Origin of the sequence: Micromonospora sediminimaris (genome assembly GCF_016863575.1) — a bacterium.
Classification (GTDB): Bacteria; Actinomycetota; Actinomycetes; order Mycobacteriales; family Micromonosporaceae; genus Micromonospora; species Micromonospora sediminimaris.
In genome coordinates this window covers 19,675-37,236 of the sequence record NZ_BOPD01000004.1, presented here as the reverse complement: position 1 = coordinate 37,236, position 17,562 = coordinate 19,675, and the positions used below count along the sequence as shown (strand labels likewise).

Genomic DNA, 17,562 nt, shown 5'->3' with positions numbered 1-17,562 from the left:
GGCGGGCGGGAGTCAGGCAGGGGGGACGGCAAACGATTGCAGGGGGTCGGGACGTACTGGCAAGATGGCTGTCGATGCGCCGCGTGGGAGTGGCAGCGATGATGACCTGAGCCGAGGGCAACGGCCGGGCATCGGATGTTCCTGATCGACCTGTAGCTGGGGCGACAGCAGGCGGCCCGTTGGCTGCCCGCTCGCTCGGGCTGACCCCGCCAGCTGCACCGAACGCCGCCATCTGCATCGCCATGGCGGTAGAGAGGAAGCCCGATGAGGCTTGCCCAACCCGACAACGTCCCACCGTCGCGTCGGCGGCACGGAGCCGGCGCGATCACCGTGCTCGCGGCGGCGACCTCGCTGGTCACCGTGGCGGGAATTCTGACCGCGCCGCCCTCGCTGGCCGCGACGCCCGACATCACCGTCAACACCGCTTCGAGTTTCCAGACGATCGACGGGTTCGGGGCCGCGACGCCGATCTTCGGTGGTTCCGGTGACCCGTGGACGACGAGCGAAACCCAGACCCTCGTCGGTACGGGGCCGGGACAGCTCGGTCTGTCGATCGTGCGGACCGTGGTGTCGCCCGTGTCGAGCGAATGGGGTCTGTACGCCAGCAGCCTGCAAACGGCGAAGTCCTACGGCTCCGACGTCAAGATTCTCGCCTCGCCGTGGACCGCGCCCGCCCACTTCAAGACGAACAACAGCAGGATCAACGGCGGCAAGCTCCGGACCGACTACTACGACGACTATGCGGAACACCTGAACAGCTACGTGCAGTTCATGAAGAGCCGGGGGGTCACAATCGACGTGACCTCGGTCCAGAACGAGCCGGACTGGCACCCCGACTACGACTCGATGGACTGGACCGGTACCGAGATGCGGAACTTCGTCCGCGACCACGGTGCCCGGGTCAGGGACACCCAGCTGATGGTCGGCGAGTCCCTGCGGTTCGCACGCCAGTACTCCGACCCCACGTTGCAGGACGCCACCGCCCGCAACAACATCGGTTACGTCGGTGGCCACCTGTACGACGCCGAGAACAGCGGGAACCTTTCTCCGTACCCGCTCGCCGCCCAGTACGGCAAGAACCAGTGGATGACCGAGTGGAATCTGCACGCGGCAGACGGCAGCGGTTCGAACATCTGGGGAGACCCGGGCAACACGGCGGTCTGGAACGAGACCCTCGACGACATCATGCGGACCGTGCACAGGTCGATGGAGGCGAACTGGAGCGCCTACATCTGGTGGTACGGCCGGCGTTTCTACTCCTTCATCGGTGACGGTGAGGCGCAGTGGGGGACCACCAAGGGCGCCGTCCTCAAGCGTGGCCAGGCGTTCGCCCAGTACGCCAAGTACGTCCGCCCCGGTGACCGCCGGGTGGGCGTGTCGAAGAGTTCGCGGGCTTCCGGGCTGGAGGTCACCGCCTACCGTGGCCGGGGCAAGGTCGTGCTGGTGCTGCTCAACCGGTCGAACAACGCGGTCAACGACGCCGTCGTCCAGGTGCCGCAGAACATCTCGTCGGCCGAGTACATCGTCACCTCACGCACCTCGGGTGCCCAGTCCCAGGCGGTGAACGTCAGCGGGGGACAGGCGACGGTGAACGTTCCCGCCCGGAGCATCTCCACGATCGTCCTGACCGAAGGGTCCGCCTCACCCACGCCGACGGTCACCCCGACGCCCACTCCGACCGTCAGTCCGACGCCGACGCCCACCCCGAGCCCGACCACCGAGCCGCCCACGGGGGCGTGTCGGGTGACCAACGCGGTGAACGCGTGGAACAACGGCCTGGTCGACAACATCACCATCACCAACACCGGCACGAGCGCCGTCAACGGCTGGTCGCTGCGATTCACCCTCGCCCCCGGGCAGACGATCACCTCTGGTTGGGGTGCCACGTACTCACCAACCAGCGGTCAGGTGACTGCGACGAACGTCAGCTACAACCCGTCCATACCGCCGGGAGCCTCAATCACCATCGGCTTCCAGGCCACTCATGGCGGCAACGACGCCCCGCCCACCGGCTTCACCCTCAACGGCGCTGCCTGTAGCTGAGCAGCTCATTTTGGAAAGCGGGCGCACGCCGGCCCCCGGCCGGCGTGCGCTGCCCCACCATTGGCTGCCCACGCCCCTCAGCGGCGCGTCGCGAAAACCACGCCGGTCAGGCAGAGCGCGCCGCCCAGCAGGGCCAGCGGTGCCGGCACCTCGCCCAGCAGCGTCCAGGACAGCAGGACGGTGACCGGCGGGACCAGGTAGGTGGCGGCGCTGGTGCGCCCCGCCGTCCAATGGGACAGCACGTAACCCCAGGTGAGGAAGCCGATCGCGGTCGGGAACACGCCCAGGAACAGCACGCCGATGGTGGCCGGTACCGGGGCCGCGGCGAGTTCGGCGAACAGGGTGGGGGCGAACGGCAGCAGGGCCGCCGTCCCGGCCAGCGCGCCGAGCCAGGTCATCGTCGGCGCGGCCATCCGCGCCAGGAGGCGCTTCTGGAGCAGTACGCCGAAGGCGTACAACAGCGCGGAGAGCACCGCCAGCCCGACGCCTACCTTGTCGGCGTGCCCGGTGAAACCACTGGCCGCGATCAGGGCCACGCCCACGAAGGCGACCGCCACGCCGACGCCGAGCCGGCCGGTGAGCCGCTCGCCCAGGACGAGCACCGCGGCCACCGCGACCAGGATGGGTGCGACCGCCACGAGCAGGGCCGCCGTGCCGGCGTCGACCAGCCGCTCGGCGGCGTTGAGCGCCACGTTGTACCCGCCGAACCACGCCACGCCCCAGAGCGCGACGAGTCCCAACGTGCCACCACGGGGCAGGGTGTCCCGAGTCGTGGCGTGCGGTGCTCGGGCGCGCCGCAGGCGGGTGGTGACCGCGACGAAGACGCTCAGCGCAGCGGACGCCGCCACCATGCGGCCCAGCGCCATGGCGCCGGGGGAGAAGTCGTGCCCGGCGAAGCGGATGCCCACGAACGCCGAGGCCCACAGCAGCACCGTGGTCCCGGCCGCGGCGACGATCGGCCAGGACCGGGGCCGCTCCGCACGCCGGGCGTACCCGATGACCGGCTTCTCGGGGACGGCCAGGATCGGGGCGGCGGGCTCGGTCATCGACGGGCTGCTCATGAGGAGATTCTCGGCCGCCCGACGATTCAGCACCAGCGACTGTTTCTTCACAACAGTTTAGTAGCGCTTTATCGTTGGGCGGTGCTTGACGTTCACCGCCTCCGGGTCTTCCGTTCCGTCGTGGCGTCCGGGTCGGTCCAGGCCGCAGCCACCAACCTCGGCTACACCCCCTCCGCCGTCAGTCAGCACCTCACCGCACTGCAACGCGAGACCGGTCTCACCCTGCTCGCCCGAGCCGGACGAGGTCTGCGGCCCACCGCAGCCGGGCACGCCCTCGCCGCCGAAGCCGATCGGGTGCTCGCCCGGGTCGGTGCGGCCGAATCGCTCATCGCCGACCTGCGCACCGGTCGCACCGGTGCCCTGTCCATCGCGTACTTCGCGTCGGTGGGCGCGGCGTGGATGCCACACGTGGTGCGGTCCATCCTCACCGGACTTCCCGGCGTACGGCTCGACCTGCAACTACGCGAACACATCCCGGACAGCCGGGAGGAACGCGCCGACGTGCAGGTGGTCGTGGCGGGCACCGGCTTCGACCCGGGTTCGGGCTTCACCGCCCACCACCTCCTCGACGACCCGTACGTCGCCGTGGTGCCGGCCGGGCACCGCCTCGCCGACCGGCCGGAGACGGACCTGGTCGACCTCGCCGACGAGCGCTGGGTCGACAACGACTTCGCCCGGGGCTGGTGCCGCGCCAACCTCCTGGAAGCCTGCACCGCCGCCGGTTTCCGCCCAGCCTTCCGGGTCGAGGCGCACGACTACCGGACGGCACTCGCCTTCGTCGCCGCCGGCATCGGCCTCACGGTGCTGCCCGCGCTCGGCGCAGCGCACCTGCCGGACGGGGTGACCTGCCTCCGGCTGCTCCGCCCGACGCCGACCCGGTCCATCCACGTGGTGGTGCACGACGCCGTCGAGCACACCCCGGCGGCCCGAATGGCGGTGACCGCGCTACGAGCCGCCGCCCAGTCCGCCCCCACCCCGATCAGCCCCTGACGGTCCGCGGGTCAGCTCGGCTCCAGGGCTCCGCGCGCGACAGCGACGAACGCGTCGCGGCGTTCGGTCCGGCAGCGCAGCGCAGCGAGGTGCTCGGCACGGTGCCGCTCGCCCAGCGGGGTGGCTTCCGTGGCCTGCTCCCGGAGTAACCGACGCTGCTGGGCGTACTCCTCGTTGACGCTGCGCACGGTCCGCCCGGCGGCGTCCGCGACCGGGTCCGGGCCGGCCAGCAACACCAGGTTGTACGCCTCGTCGAGCGCGCGCAGCGCCCGGTACGGGGCGTCCTCGCCGGGTGCGGTGTCCGGCCCGACCCACCCGGTGTCCAGTGCCCGGTACGCCCGGTCGCAGGCGGCCAGGAAGCCGACGTACGTGTCCCGCCGTGCCTGGTCTCGGCGGACCGTACGCTGCGCGTCGCGCTCCTCCCGAGCGGCGGTGAGTTGGCCGGTGACCTGCCGACGTCCGGTGAGCGCGGTGACCAGCCCGGTGAGGCCGGCGGCGGTCAGCGTGGACAGTGACGTGATCAACGCGATGGCGACGGTCTCCCGCATGCCGACCATCATGGTCGGCCGGCCCACCCGGGCCTCGCCCGACCACCGGTCCCAGCCAGCGCCCTAGCGGTGCAGCTGCCGCTTCCAGTCGGCGGGCACGCGCTCGGCCGGAGCCGGTGCGCCCTGCTCCGGCGGACGGCTGACGGGCGCCACGAGCGAGGGCCCCTGTTCGTACAGCACCTGCTCGTCGTAGTCCCAGAACCATTCCTCGCCCGGCTCGAAGCTGCGGACGAACCGGTGCCCGGTCGCGGCATGGTGGGCGCTGGCGTGCTGGCTGGGCGAGGAGTCGCAGCACCCGATGTGACCGCACCGACCGCACCGCCGCAGGTGGAACCACCAGCCCGGTGGGTCTGCCGCCGCACAGTCGGCACAGCCCGGGCCGCTGGGCGGCGCCTCGGGGTTGATGCCCTCCATCGCGCGTCCTCTCCGTCACAGCGTGCACCATCGTGCGGCGTGCGAAGCGCCGCAGCAAGGCGTGCAACTCTACCGTCGGTCCGGCCGCGCGGTTCGTGCCCTGGTTCCTCGCTGTCCGTCACGTTCGGGCAGTTCACCCGGGTCGGGCGGCCCGCCACTCTGCGCGGGTGATGGCGTACTCGACCTCGCCCTGTTCGGTTCCGGGCAGCGGGTCGTCCCAGGACGGGAAGTAGGTGCGGACGTAGCGCAGGCCGACGGACTCCATCACCCGACGAGATCCGATGTTCACGGTCATGGTCTGTGCGATGACCCGGCGTTGGCCGACCGTGTCGAAGGCGTGCCGCAGTAGTTCCCGGGAGGCCTCGCTGGCCAGACCCTGGCGCCAGTGCCGGCGCAGGAGGCGGTACCCCAGCTCGGCGACGGCGGGATCGTCCGGCTGGTCGGGGCCGTGCGCGGGCGGAAGCATCATCAGCCCGATGAACTCCCCGTCGTCCTCGGCCTGCGGCGGCGTCGAGCCGCGAGCCCCGCCGTCGGTGCCGAACGCCATCCAGTAGCCGAGGCCGTCCACCTTGTCGGCCAGGGCCATTCGGTTCGCGTGCGAGGTGACCACCTCGTCCCTGGTACGGGTCCGGCCGTAGAGGTAGCGCAGCACCTCCGGGTCGGAGTCCAACTCGACCTCCAGGTCGAGGTGCCGATCCGCGAGTGGGACCAGCAACAGACGATCGGTACGCAGAACCGGTTGCGGCATCGGGCCACGATCGCACGCGTCCGCCCGCGCGGCGCGTGATTTTCGTGGCCCGTGCCCAACGAGGGCGGCGTGACGCTCGCCTGGGCCAGCACCGACGTCAGGAAGTCGACCGGGGCATGGTTCGCGGTCACGCCCAGGGGGCGGTCGGGTACCAGGGGATGATCTCGCGGCGGGCGAGCAGGCGGATGTCCCAGTAGAGGAAGGTGAAGGCACCCGCGATGAGGAACGCCACCGCCATGGTCGCCGCCAGCCGGCTCGGGCGGGCCGCGAACCAGCGCTGGAGCCGGCTGCCGGCGAACCACGTGAGCAGGATGAACAGCACCGCCATGATGACGATGTTGCCGATCGACTGGAGGGTGAACGCGGCGGCGCCGTAGAGCGGGTTGCCGCTTTCCGCGGCGTCGCGGAACATCTGCCGGAACAGCGAGAACGGGCGTCCGATCAGGAAGCCGGCGATGAGCGCGCCCATGAATACCAGCGGCGCATTGGGATACCGGCGGGAGATCCGGGCGAACGGGTCCGGCACCACCCGCAGGGCGGCCAGTCCCAGGTAGATCATGATCAGCCCGATGGCACCGAAGACCACCATGGACTGGATGCTGCGCGGCGAGAGTGAGCCGGCCGTGTTCGAGGCGGTGGAGAACTGGGGCATCGCGGTCCCGACCAGGCCGACGACCACACCGTACGTGGCGGAGACCGCGATCATGCCGACCGCCATCCAGCCCAGCGGTCGCAGCGGTGCCAGGAAGCGGCTCAGTCGACCGCCGGAGGTGCCGGCCAGGGGGGCGAGCGCGCCGAAGGCGGCGACGTTGCAGGCGGTGAAGGTGCCGGCGATGCCCGAGACGAACGCGAAGAGCACGCCGGCCACGACCCCACTGATCGGAGTCTCCTTGGCGTCGTGACCCAGCAGCGTGTTGGCGACGTTGTCACCGATGGTCCGGTCGACGAACTCCGCCGACCAGACGACGGTGAGCAGGAAGCCGGCAAGCACGCTGAGTGTGATGATCAGCCCGCGTCGACGTGGCGTCTCGCCGGCGACGAAGATCGAGGTGCGGCCGGTCTCGGCCGGAACGCGGAGCTCGTCGTCAGCGGGTGGACGGCTGGTGCGCCTGTCGGTGTTGGTCACGGATAGGCTCCTCATCATCACGTAGGGTTAGCAATGATGATGGTGGATGGGGCGGGGGCTGGTAACTCTCAGTTTGCTCGACCCCTCGTCGATCCGGTCGCCGGTGCCGTCGCGCCCGCCTCGACCCCCGGGTAGCCGGCGGCCCTTCATCCCATTCGGCTTGCATGACCATACGTCATGGTGCATACTTTTCCTCGTGTCCAAGGTCCTGACCTCCCTGCCCACCGGTGAACGTGTCGGCATCGCCTTCTCCGGCGGCCTCGACACCTCCGTCGCGGTCGCGTGGATGCGCGACAAGGGCGCCATTCCGTGCGCCTACACCGCTGACATCGGCCAGTACGACGAGCCCGACATCGCCTCGGTGCCGGACCGGGCGCTCAGCTACGGCGCCGAGGTCGCCCGGCTGGTCGACTGCCGCGCGGCCCTGGTGGAAGAGGGCCTGGCCGCGCTGACCTGCGGCGCCTTCCACATCCGTTCGGGCGGGCGGGCCTACTTCAACACCACGCCGTTGGGACGCGCGGTCACCGGCACGCTGCTGGTGCGGGCGATGATCTCCGACGACGTGCAGATCTGGGGCGACGGCTCGACCTTCAAGGGCAACGACATCGAGCGGTTCTACCGCTACGGCCTGCTGGCCAACCCGCAGCTGCGGATCTACAAGCCGTGGCTCGACACCGACTTCGTCAGCGACCTGGGTGGCCGCAAGGAGATGTCGGAGTGGCTGCTGGCCCGGAACCTGCCGTACCGGGACAGCACCGAGAAGGCGTACTCGACCGACGCGAACATCTGGGGCGCCACCCACGAGGCGAAGACCCTCGAACATCTCGACACCGGCATCGAGACGGTCAACCCGATCATGGGCGTCCGGTTCTGGGATCCGGCGGTGGAGATCCCCACCGAGGACGTGACGATCGGCTTCGACCAGGGCCGGCCGGTGACCATCAACGGCAAGGAGTTCGGCAGCGCGGTCGACCTGGTGCTGGAGGCCAACGCCATCGGCGGCCGGCACGGCCTCGGCATGTCCGACCAGATCGAGAACCGGATCATCGAGGCCAAGAGCCGGGGCATCTACGAGGCGCCCGGCATGGCGTTGCTGCACACCGCGTACGAGCGGCTGGTCAACGCCATCCACAACGAGGACACCCTGGCCAACTACCACAACGAGGGCCGCCGGCTGGGCCGGCTGATGTACGAGGGCCGCTGGCTGGACCCGCAGGCGTTGATGCTGCGTGAGTCGCTGCAACGCTGGGTCGGCACCGCCGTGACCGGTGAGGTGACGCTGCGGCTGCGTCGGGGCGAGGACTACTCGATCCTGGACACCACCGGGCCGGCCTTCAGCTACCACCCGGACAAACTGTCGATGGAGCGTACGACGGACTCCGCCTTCGGCCCGGCCGACCGCATCGGTCAGCTCACCATGCGCAACCTCGACATCGCCGACTCGCGGGCCAAGCTTGAGCAGTACGCGCACCTGGGTATGGTCGGCGGCGCTCCGCAGCGGGTGGTCGGTGCCGCCCAGGCGGCCTCGACCGGGCTGATCGGCGCCATGCCGGAGGGCGGCGCGGAGGCGATCGCCTCCCGGGGTGTCCCGTCGGCGGAGGACGAGGCGCTCGACCGCGCCGCCATGGAGTTCGGCGTAGACTGACCGACCGGATCCGGTCAAGCCCACCCACCCTCGGCGGTGGGTGGTGCCGTCTCCGGCCTGCCGCTCCGCGACCGGTACCCTTGCCGCCTTCGGGCGTGCAGGAGGAGGTGGCGGTGCTCGCAGGTGTCCGACCGTGGCTGGCGGTCGCCGTGGCCAGCGCCCTCGCGGTCCTGGCCTGGGCCGGCTTCTGGTACCTGGCCGTGCCGCGCTTCGACGTCTGCCCCGCGGTGCATCCGGCGCCGGCCGGTTGTCGGGTCGACGCGCGGATCTCGGCCGCGTGGCTCTGGACGACGATCGTGGCGGTGCTCTACGTGGCTGTCGTCGTCGCCGTCCGGGTCCGTCCGGGGGGCGGGCAGTACCACAGGTCGGTCGCGTTGGGCACGGTGGCGCTGGGCGTCGCGGCCCTGTACGGCCTGTGGTCCGTGTGGCAGGCGGGCGGCTGACCGTCGCGCCGCCGGGCCGGGCGCGCCACGCTGTTCCGATAGCGCGCCGGCCGAGCGACGTGACCGCCTACGTTCCCGGTTCAGAGACGGTGATGACGAGCTTGCCGGCCGGGTGCCCGTCGGTGAAGTGGCGCAGCGCGTCCGCCGTCTCGGCGAGCGGATAGCTGCGGTCGACCTGCGGGGTGAGCGCGCCGGATTCCACGAGGTCGCGCAGTTTGTCGAGATCCTCGATGCGCTCGCGGGCGTTGACGGCGCGCAGCCGGTGACCGACGACCGTCGACAACAACGGCGCCCCGAACATCTGCCGGCCGTAGCCGCCGAGCAGCGCACCCCGGGTCCAGTCGCCGCCGACCAGGGCCAGCGTCCCGCGTGGGGTGAGCGCGCGGCGCAGCAACGACAGCGGCCGGTTGCCGCCGGTGTCGACGACCACGTCGTACACCGGACCGTCCCGGTCGATCTCCTCGCGGGTGTAGTCGAGCACGTCGTCCGCGCCGAGGGAGCGGACGAAGTCAGCCTTCGTGGGGGCGCAGACGCCGGTGACCGTCGCACCGTACGCCTTGGCGATCTGCACGGCCTGGGCACCGACGCCACCGGAGGCGCCGATGACCAGCACCCGGTGGCCGGGCCGCACCCGGCCGGTGTCGCGGACCGCGCGCAGGGCGGTCATCCCGGAGACGGGTACGGCGGCGGCCTGGGCGAAGGTCAGGTTCGTCGGCTTGCCGGCCAGCCGCCGTTCGTGGGTGGCCGTGAACTCGGCGTACGACCCGCGCAGCGTGGTGCCGTACACCTCGTCGCCGGGCCGGAAGCGGGTCACCCGGGCGCCGACCTCGGCCACCACGCCGGCCACGTCCCGGCCGAGGACCGGCACCCGGGGCCGGCGCAGCCCGGCGGCGAGCCGCACCAGGTAGGGACGTCCGGACAGGAAGATCAACACTCCCGGGTCGACGCCGGCGGCGCGGACCCGCACCAGCACCTCCCGATCCCCGACGCCGGGACGGTCGATGTCGCGTAGCCGCAGCGCGGACGGCGGGCCGTAGTGGTCGTACACGATGGCCTTCACGGTGCCTCCTCGGGGTACTGGAACACGTCGTCGAGCCGTACGCCGAACACGTTTGCGATCCGGAAGGCCATCTCCAGCGAGGGGGAGTAGCGGCCCTGCTCGATGGCGATGACGGTCTGCCGCGTCACCCCGAGCCGTTCGGCCAGCTCGGCCTGGGTCATCTCGTCCCGGGCGAACCGCAGTGCCCGGATGTTGTTTGTGACGCGGGTCGGCTTCACCACTGCGGGACGCCCCTGCGGTAGACGACCACCTTCGCCAGCGAGCCGACCACCGCCGACAGCACGAAGCAGAGGTAGATCACGTTGGCGATCCAGAACCAGTGCCACTGCGCCAGCGCCATGAGCATCGCCGACACCGCCCCGATCACCACGAACGCCTGCCCGACGTGGTCGCCCAACCGCCCGATCTCCCGGTCGCGGACGTCGCTGACCCGCGAGGCGCGCGGGTTCACCATGCCGATCCCGATCTCGAGGAGCATGCTGGCGGCGATGGCGCCGCCGACCGTCCAGAGCAGTGCGCCGGCGTACGGCGTCGCGGTCAGTCGCCCATCACCGACCCGGCTCAGGACCACGGCCACGTAGACGGCGTAGCCGACCACGCTGACCACCAGCATGATCCAGGCCCGCTTCTCCTGGTGCGTCATGACGACTCCTCGATGTAAAGAATCATTGACATCATGAGAGTAAGGCGTCTTTGACATAATGTCTAGAAAGTTTTACATCGCGTACCACGTGGAGGCTCCGGCGGGCGAGCGGAGCGGGGTCGCGATCTGTCAGCTGGGTCAGCGTCGGGCGGCGCGCAGCGCGTCGTGCAACTCCCGCGCCACCTGTGCCAGCGCCGCCTCGGCCTGCGGCTGCACGGCCGCCGGCACCGTCGACTCGCTCAGCGCGGCCACGGCGTACGCCTGCCCGTCAGCGTGTTCCACCACGCCGACCTCGTGCCGCAGGTTGAGCAGCGTGCCGGTCTTCGACGACCACCGGGAGCTGTCGGAGCTGAAGTCCGGGGCGAGCCGTTGTCGTAGCAGGTTGTCACCCATCAGCTCGCGCACCCGGGCGGCCACCACGGCCGGTATCCGCGACGGGCGCCACAGCGCGTGCAGCAGCTCGACGAAGGCCCGGGCAGAGCCGGAGTTGGCCCGGCCCACGTCCAGCTGGGCGACCGGATGGCCCTGACCGGCGGTGGTCGCGGACGCGGCGAGCGAGTGCGCGAGGTGCACCTCCGGCGCGAGCCGCTCGGCCGGCGTGTCGGTGAGGTCCCGGGTGCGGTGCCGGACGCTGATCCCGTCGACGCCGAAACGGCGCAGCGTGTCGGCGACCACGGTGGGCGGGGTCAACGCGAACAACGCGTCCGAGGCCCCCTCGTCGCTGATCGCCACGCTGAGGTAGAGCAGGTCGTCGATCGCCACGGTGGCCGGGTGCCGGAACCGGCTCAACCCGGTCGGACCGGGCGTGCGCACCCGGCCGGGGGCCACCGTGACCGCAGTGGCGCCGTCGAGTTCGCCGCGTTCGATCCGGTCCACGGTGGCCACCGCCAACGGCACCTTCACCAGCGACGCGACGGCTAGCACCACGTCGTCGTCCAGGCCCAACTCGTCGCCGGAGTCGAGGTCGCGGACCAGGAGACAGCCCCGCAGCCCGGCGTCGCGCAGCGTCTCCCGGGCGGTGCGGAGCAGGCGGCCGACGGTCACGCCGCCTCCGGTACGCCCAGGCACCGCGCCACGGCGGCCCCCAACGCGCCACGCAGCCGCTCGGCGTCCTCCCGGACACCGGCCGTCACCTGGTAGCCGCGGACCGGTCGCAGCTCGCCGAGCTGCCGCCAGTGCAGTCCGAGTTCGCGCGCCTCGGCGGGGGAGCAGAGCACCAGGTCGGTGCCGGCGAGCGCCTCGGCGGCGGCGTCGACCACGGACGCCGCGACCGCCACCTGGGTCGGCTGTAACCCGACGGCGTCGCGCAGCCGGGTCAGCGGGTCACGGACGTGCGGCACGTCGTCCTCAGGTGAGATCCAGACCCGACGTCGACGGGCCCGTCGGTTCGCCCGTGGGGTCCGCAGCGTCTCCAGCCGCACCACCTCGACACCCGGGTCGGTGCCGCCCGCGAGGCCGAGCGGCACCCGCCACGCGGCCTCGTCCGGCGGTACGCAGAGCAGCGCGGCGCGCACCTCGTGGCGCTGCCGCAGTCGGGCCCGTTCCGCCGGCTCGCCCCGGCGCAGTTCCAGATTCAGGTCGTGTCGACGGGCCTCGACCACGAGCCGGGCGAGCGAGCGTGGCGCGCAGACCGCCGGCACGGCCAGCCGGAACGGGCGCAGCCGGGCCCGTTCGGCGTCGTGCTCCATCGCCTCCGCCAACTCCACGATCCGCCGGGCGGAGGCGAGCATGTCCCGCCCGAACGTGGTGAGCGTGACGCTGCGCGAGGTGCGGTCGAACAACTGCCCGCCGAGGTGCCGCTCCAGTGCCGCGACCCGTCGGCTCGCCACCGACTGCGGGATCCGGGCCACCGAGGCGCCGACGGTGAAGCTGCCGTGGGTGCCGACCGACACGAAGGCCCGGCAGGCCGCCACCAGATCCACGCCGGCAGTCTATGCCGATTCGGCATCGGTACCGTCGTCGGTGTCTTCGACAGCATGGGACGGCGCTGCGAATCTGGGTGCCGGTTGCCCGGACGACGTCCGGTAGACCGGTTGATCGAGGGAAGGACCCAGCTGTGACCAGTACCAACCGCCGTACCCGTGCAGTCGCGCTCGCGCTGACACTCGGCCTGCTCGCCGGCTGCTCTCCCGGCAGCCCGTCCACGCCGACACCAACGCCGACGGTGTCCGAACCGGCGGCGTCCGCTGCGCCGGTCACCGTCGACTTCGCGCCGCTGGAACGGGAGTTCGACGCCCGGCTCGGCGTGTACGCGATCGACACCGGTAGCGGCAGCACCGTCACGCACCGGGCCGACGAGCGTTTCGCGTACGCCTCGACCTTCAAGGCCCTCGCCGCCGGTGCGGTGCTCGCCGCGACCTCGACCGAGGAACTGGACCAGGTCGTCAGCTACTCCCGCGACGACCTGGTCACCTACTCGCCGATCACGGAACGGCACGTCGACACCGGCCTGTCGCTGCGCGCGATCGCCGACGCGGCGGTGCGCTACAGCGACAACACCGCCGGAAACCTGCTGCTCAAGCAGCTCGGCGGTCCCTCCGGCTTCATGCAGGCGCTGCGTGAGGTCGGCGACGAGGTCACCGAGCCGGTGCGGTGGGAGACCGAACTCAACGCGTACGTCCCGGGGGAGCGCCGCGACACCAGCACGCCCGAGGCGCTGGCCACCACGCTGCGGGCGTACGCGGTCGACGACGCCCTCTCCCCGGACGACCGGGCCCTGCTGGTCGACTGGCTCAAGCGCAACACCACCGGCGACAAGACGATCCGGGCTGGTGTGCCCGAGGGCTGGGCGGTGGGTGACAAGACCGGCTCGGCCGACCACGGCACCCGCAACGACATCGCGGTCATCTGGCCGCCGGACCGGGCACCGATCGTGCTGGCCGTGCTCTCCGATCGGGCCGAGCCCGACGCCGAGCGCGACGACGCCCTGCTCGCCCGGGCCACCGAGCTCACCCTCGACGCGCTGAGCTGAGCCGGTCCCTGGAGCCTGGACCCGGCCACCAGGCGACCGTGGCGGGTCGTCCTGGTGGCCGGGACCGGGCGCTCGTCAGGGGGTCGGGACCGTGGCGGGACCGGTCAGGTCGAAGTCGGCGGTGACCGGGGTGTGCCGGATCCGCACCGGCTGCGCCCCGGCCACCTCCGCCGCGTTGGGGAACCAGCGGCTGGGCGCGTGTGCGCAGTCGCACCGCAGCAGCACCCGCTGCCCCGGCAGCAGCCGCAGCGTGTAGTCGGCGCCGACGTCGACCACCCCCGTCACGTCGCCGGTCCGCGCGTGGAAGGCGATCACCTGGGAGTAGTTCGGCATCTCGTCGACGGCGATGGTGCCGCTGACCACGGTGCCCGCGACGAGTGTCTGATTGCTGGTCACGGACGTGCCGGACCGGACCCGTACGGTGTCGGCCTTCCGGCGGTCGGCCACCCCGCCGGACCACTGGCTGGCCAGTCCAGGACCGGTGTAGTACAGCGGCCAGCGGTACGGCCCGAGACCGGTGAGCGTGTACCGGCCGTCGTCATCGGTGATGACACCGTAGTCGCTGTACTTGGGATGCGGGACCACCGGCAGGGGCAGGACGTATCCGAAGTAGACAGGGGTGCCGTCCGCCGCGCGGGTGACCCGGCCGGTGACGGTGCCCGGCGGGTCGAACCGGACCGTCGGGGCGGTGACCGTCTTGCCCGGACGCACCCTGATCGTCACCCCGCGCTCCCGCTGCCCGGTGCCGCCGTGCCGACCGACCCACTGCATGCCGTACTGCGTGTTGTCGTAGGGCTCGGCGAGCAGGTGATAACGGCCGGGCGGCACGTTGCTGGCGAGCACGTCGCCACCGTCGACGCCGGTGCAGCCGCCGTGCCGGCCGTCCTGCGGCTCGCCCTGATACACGACGGTGAGCCGGTCACGGTCGACGGGAACCAGGGACACGCATCCTCGTACGGCGGCCCCGGTGGCCCGGTCGCGCAAGGTGGTTCGTACCTCGCCCGGAGTGGTGTCGACAGTGCTCCGACCGGCTTCCTCCCGGTGCGACGTGGCGGCGAACGTGGACGTGGACGGCGCGGCGGCGGTGGCGCGCGGGGCGGCGGACTGGGCGAGCCCGGGGCTCGCGGCGGCGGGCAGCGGCAGGCTGACGACGAGCAGGGCGACGGTGAGTGGGATGGCATGACGTGGTGACCGCGGCATCGGCGGGATCCTCTCCACCCGGCGGACGAAACCCACTCACGGTAACGACTGTGACGGATCCGTCACGCGTTGTGTCGGGAGGTGGTCACGGGATCGGCCACTCGTGGACCGGCCGGTTGCTGTGCATCAGCTCCACGTAGTGCCGGACCACCTGGCGCAGCGCGTCCGGGCGGTCCAGCTGGTCGGTCGACTCCAGCCGGTGCAGCGTCTCCACCTGCCAGGTGGCGCCGTTGCGGCCGGTCAGGCAGCGTTGCTCGATGATGCCGAGCAGCCGGTCCCGCTCGTCCGGCTCGACACCCCACCGGTCCAGACCGTGGTGGGCCAGGGGCAGCAGGCGGCGCAGCACCAGCTCGGCGGCCGGCAGGTAACCCAGACCGGGCCAGAAGACGTGGGCGTCGATGCCGTGCCGGGCGCAGGTGTTGAAGTTCTCCTCGGCGGCGCTGAACGACATCTGGGACCACAGCGGCCGGTCGGCCTCGGCGAGCGCCCGGACCAGCCCGAAGTAGAACGCCCCGTTCGCGATCGTGTCCAGCACGGTCGGACCGGCCGGCAGGACCCGATTCTCCACCCGCAGGTGCGGCCGGCCCCGCAGCACGTCGTAGACCGGCCGGTTCCACCGGTAGATGGTGCCGTTGTGCAGCCGCAACTCGGCGAGGGTCGGTACCCCTCCGGCGGCTAGCGTCTCGGACGGATCCTCCGGGTCGCAGACCGGCAGCAGCGCCGGGAAGAAGCGCACGTTCTCCTCGAACAGGTCGAACACCGAGGTGATCCAGCGCTCGCCGAACCAGACCCGGGGGCGTACGCCCTGGGTCTTGATCTCCTCGGGACGGGTGTCGGTGGCCTGCTGGAACAGCGGAATCCGGGTCTCGCGCCACAGCTCACGGCCGAAGAACAGCGGTGAGTTCGCGCCGAGCGCCACCTGGATCCCGGCGATGGCCTGGGCGGCGTTCCAGTAGTCGGCGAACTGGCCGGGCCCCACCTGGAGGTGGAACTGGGTGCTGGTGCACGCCGCCTCCGGTGTGATCGTGTCGGCGGTGACCGCCAGCCGCTCCACCCCGTTGATGGCGATCCGCAGATCCTCACCCCGAGCGGCGAAGATCTGCTCGTTGAGCAGCGCGTAACGGGGATTTGCCGACAGGGTGGCGGCGGTCAGGTGCTCCGGTAGCACGGTCGGCAGGATGCCGATCATCACCAGCTGCGCGTCGACCGTGCGGGCCCGTTGGTCGGCCGAGTTCAGGGCGGCGCGGACGTGCTCCTCGAATTCGGCGGTGCCGGTACCGGACAGCCGCCGCGGTGCCACGTTGATCTCGACGTTGAACTGGCCGAGTTCGGTCTGGAAGCTCGGGTCGGCCACCGCCTGCAACACGTCGGCGTTGCGCATCGCCGGCATCGATTCGGCGTCGACCAGGTTGAGTTCGATCTCCAACCCGGTCATCGGCCGGTCGACGTCGAACCGGGACTCGCGCAGCATCTCGGCGAAGACGTCGAGACAGCGGCGCACCTTGTCCCGGTAGCGAGCCCGATCCTGACGGCTGAAGGTCTGTACGCCGACTTCCTCACCCATAGGTCACCACCCTGTCACCGCTGGTACCCCGAACGTCTCACGTCCATGCCCCCTGCGGAAGTCGGGACCGGTGGAGAGGTCCGTAGCATGGCCGTCGTGCGTGACAAGGTGACCCGACTGTTCGTGGTGGCGGCGATCGCGGAGGCGATCTCCTGGGCCGGGCTGCTGGCCGGAATGGCCGTCAAGTACGGCCCGCCCGGCAACGAGCTGGGGGTGCAGATCTTCGGGCCGATCCACGGCGCGCTCTTCGTCGCGTACGGGGTGCTGGTGCTGGCGGTGGCCCGGGTGCACCGGTGGAGCCCGCTGGCCACGTTCGTGGCGTTGGCCTGCGCGGTGCCGCCGTTCGCCACCGTGATCTTCGAGCGTTGGGCGCGGCGGCGGGGCATGCTCGACGTCGGCGAGCCGGCCCCGGAGCCCGCTCCGGTCGGCTGAGCCCCCCGGGGCGCCTGTCCCGCTGCTGACCCCTGCCGTCGGCTGTCCCGCCTGCTGACCGTGCCGTCGGCGTTGCCGGGCCGCCGCCTCAGGTCACCGCCGTGCAGGCGGCCACCGTCGCGACCACCAGCACGCCCAGCATCGCCTGGAGCAGCAGCGGAGGCCCCAGGTGCGACCACATGGTGGCCGTACGCGGCCGGAGCAACTGCCCCGTGGTGAGGTTGACGATCCGTTCGATCTTCGGTGCCAGGTCGGGATCACCCTGGTCGCGCAGGGTCAGTTGAACGTGGTCGGCCGGGTGCAGGGCGCTCTGCGGCAGGTGCCCGTGCAACTCCACCTCGTAGAGCCGGCCGTCGGCGTCTCGCAGGCGCACCGGGGTGACCAGGTACTCGGGTCCCTTCTTCAGCTCCTTGAAGCTGCGTCGGCCCGTGCCGGAGCCGGCCGAGAGCAGGGCTCGTACCAGCTTGGCCAGCAGGCCCGCCACGCTGGCCGCGGCCAGCACCACCACCAGCACCGGCTGCCCCACCCGCACCTCCCGGGGGTAGCCGTCCATCAGGCGCACGATCTGCGCGGTGAGGATCCGCCCGGTGGGGTGCAGGCTGCGCCGGGAATACGATGTCGCGTCCATGCCACCACCCAGAGTCCGCCTACGCCTACAGATCGTATCGATCCTC

19 protein-coding genes are annotated in these 17,562 nt (G+C 71.4%); 6 read left to right on the top strand and 13 right to left on the bottom strand.

From position 1 onward, the window contains the following. The first annotated feature begins 264 nt into the window (after positions 1 to 264). Positions 265 to 2,043, top strand: coding sequence for a cellulose binding domain-containing protein (locus Vse01_RS02500; RefSeq protein WP_170863360.1), 1,779 nt, complete (start codon positions 265 to 267; stop codon positions 2,041 to 2,043). Positions 2,044 to 2,120: 77 nt separating this feature from the next. On the opposite strand, the gene Vse01_RS02495 is transcribed toward Vse01_RS02500, so the two are convergent. Beyond that, positions 2,121 to 3,104 carry a DMT family transporter gene (locus tag Vse01_RS02495; RefSeq protein WP_232511140.1) on the bottom strand — a complete coding sequence of 328 codons (984 nt, stop codon included), beginning with the start codon at positions 3,102 to 3,104 and terminating at the stop codon, positions 2,121 to 2,123. Between the two features lie 81 nt (positions 3,105 to 3,185). Here Vse01_RS02495 and Vse01_RS02490 point away from each other — a divergent pair, with 81 nt between their 5' ends. Then, positions 3,186 to 4,094 carry a LysR family transcriptional regulator gene (locus tag Vse01_RS02490; RefSeq protein WP_093402749.1) on the top strand — a complete coding sequence of 303 codons (909 nt, stop codon included), beginning with the start codon at positions 3,186 to 3,188 and terminating at the stop codon, positions 4,092 to 4,094. Between the two features lie 11 nt (positions 4,095 to 4,105). Here the strand turns inward: Vse01_RS02490 and Vse01_RS02485 are convergent, their stop codons facing one another. The 4 genes from Vse01_RS02485 to Vse01_RS02470 form a co-directional block, all read right to left on the bottom strand. Next, positions 4,106 to 4,642, bottom strand: a complete 537-nt coding sequence (locus tag Vse01_RS02485; RefSeq protein WP_139233113.1) for a hypothetical protein — start codon at positions 4,640 to 4,642, stop codon at positions 4,106 to 4,108. A 63-nt stretch (positions 4,643 to 4,705) separates the two neighbouring features. Continuing rightward, the gene (locus tag Vse01_RS02480; RefSeq protein ID WP_093402751.1) at positions 4,706 to 5,056 is read right to left on the bottom strand and encodes a UBP-type zinc finger domain-containing protein; all 351 of its coding nucleotides are present in this window, start codon (positions 5,054 to 5,056) and stop codon (positions 4,706 to 4,708) included. Positions 5,057 to 5,189: 133 nt separating this feature from the next. Beyond that, positions 5,190 to 5,804: a GNAT family N-acetyltransferase gene (locus Vse01_RS02475; protein ID WP_093402752.1), complete on the bottom strand. Its 615-nt coding sequence runs from the start codon at positions 5,802 to 5,804 to the stop codon at positions 5,190 to 5,192. Positions 5,805 to 5,931: 127 nt separating this feature from the next. Continuing rightward, positions 5,932 to 6,930 (bottom strand): hypothetical protein, encoded by a 999-nt coding sequence (locus Vse01_RS02470; RefSeq protein WP_093402753.1) that lies wholly within the window; start codon positions 6,928 to 6,930, stop codon positions 5,932 to 5,934. Positions 6,931 to 7,126: 196 nt separating this feature from the next. Here Vse01_RS02470 and argG point away from each other — a divergent pair, with 196 nt between their 5' ends. Further along, a complete protein-coding gene (argG, locus tag Vse01_RS02465; RefSeq protein ID WP_093402754.1) occupies positions 7,127 to 8,575 on the top strand; it encodes an argininosuccinate synthase in 1,449 nt (482 codons plus the stop codon). Positions 8,576 to 8,670: 95 nt separating this feature from the next. Then, positions 8,671 to 9,018 carry a hypothetical protein gene (locus tag Vse01_RS02460; RefSeq protein ID WP_093402755.1) on the top strand — a complete coding sequence of 116 codons (348 nt, stop codon included), beginning with the start codon at positions 8,671 to 8,673 and terminating at the stop codon, positions 9,016 to 9,018. 67 nt (positions 9,019 to 9,085) lie between these two features. Here Vse01_RS02460 and Vse01_RS02455 read toward each other — a convergent pair whose 3' ends face one another. From Vse01_RS02455 to Vse01_RS02435, 5 genes are all read right to left on the bottom strand, one after another. Then, entirely contained in the window at positions 9,086 to 10,078 is a 993-nt protein-coding gene (locus Vse01_RS02455) for an NAD(P)-dependent alcohol dehydrogenase (protein WP_093402756.1), read from the bottom strand. After that, positions 10,075 to 10,299 (bottom strand): helix-turn-helix transcriptional regulator, encoded by a 225-nt coding sequence (locus Vse01_RS02450; RefSeq protein ID WP_093402757.1) that lies wholly within the window; start codon positions 10,297 to 10,299, stop codon positions 10,075 to 10,077. The genes Vse01_RS02455 and Vse01_RS02450 overlap by 4 nt, the downstream gene beginning before the upstream one ends. After that, complete coding sequence (locus tag Vse01_RS02445) at positions 10,293 to 10,721, bottom strand: hypothetical protein (RefSeq protein WP_093402758.1); 429 nt, start codon at positions 10,719 to 10,721, stop codon at positions 10,293 to 10,295. The genes Vse01_RS02450 and Vse01_RS02445 overlap by 7 nt, the downstream gene beginning before the upstream one ends. A gap of 138 nt (positions 10,722 to 10,859) precedes the next feature. After that, complete coding sequence (locus Vse01_RS02440; RefSeq protein ID WP_093402759.1) at positions 10,860 to 11,765, bottom strand: serine hydrolase; 906 nt, start codon at positions 11,763 to 11,765, stop codon at positions 10,860 to 10,862. Next, entirely contained in the window at positions 11,762 to 12,643 is an 882-nt protein-coding gene (locus Vse01_RS02435; RefSeq protein ID WP_093402760.1) for a LysR family transcriptional regulator, read from the bottom strand. Before Vse01_RS02435 ends, Vse01_RS02440 begins: the two co-directional genes overlap by 4 nt. A 134-nt stretch (positions 12,644 to 12,777) precedes the next feature. Between Vse01_RS02435 and bla the strand changes: the two genes are divergently transcribed. Next, entirely contained in the window at positions 12,778 to 13,692 is a 915-nt protein-coding gene (gene bla / locus Vse01_RS02430; RefSeq protein ID WP_232511141.1) for a class A beta-lactamase, read from the top strand. Between the two features lie 75 nt (positions 13,693 to 13,767). Here the strand turns inward: bla and Vse01_RS02425 are convergent, their stop codons facing one another. Together Vse01_RS02425 and Vse01_RS02420 are read right to left on the bottom strand one after the other, a co-directional pair. Continuing rightward, positions 13,768 to 14,892, bottom strand: a complete 1,125-nt coding sequence (locus tag Vse01_RS02425) for a hypothetical protein (RefSeq protein ID WP_139233114.1) — start codon at positions 14,890 to 14,892, stop codon at positions 13,768 to 13,770. A gap of 85 nt (positions 14,893 to 14,977) precedes the next feature. Then, positions 14,978 to 16,456 (bottom strand): glutamate-cysteine ligase family protein, encoded by a 1,479-nt coding sequence (locus Vse01_RS02420; RefSeq protein WP_093402763.1) that lies wholly within the window; start codon positions 16,454 to 16,456, stop codon positions 14,978 to 14,980. A gap of 87 nt (positions 16,457 to 16,543) precedes the next feature. Between Vse01_RS02420 and Vse01_RS02415 the strand changes: the two genes are divergently transcribed. Then, positions 16,544 to 16,888, top strand: coding sequence for a DUF3817 domain-containing protein (locus Vse01_RS02415; protein WP_093402764.1), 345 nt, complete (start codon positions 16,544 to 16,546; stop codon positions 16,886 to 16,888). Positions 16,889 to 16,976: 88 nt separating this feature from the next. Here Vse01_RS02415 and Vse01_RS02410 read toward each other — a convergent pair whose 3' ends face one another. Beyond that, the gene (locus tag Vse01_RS02410; RefSeq protein WP_093402765.1) at positions 16,977 to 17,516 is read right to left on the bottom strand and encodes a hypothetical protein; all 540 of its coding nucleotides are present in this window, start codon (positions 17,514 to 17,516) and stop codon (positions 16,977 to 16,979) included. Positions 17,517 to 17,562: the final 46 nt, after the last annotated feature.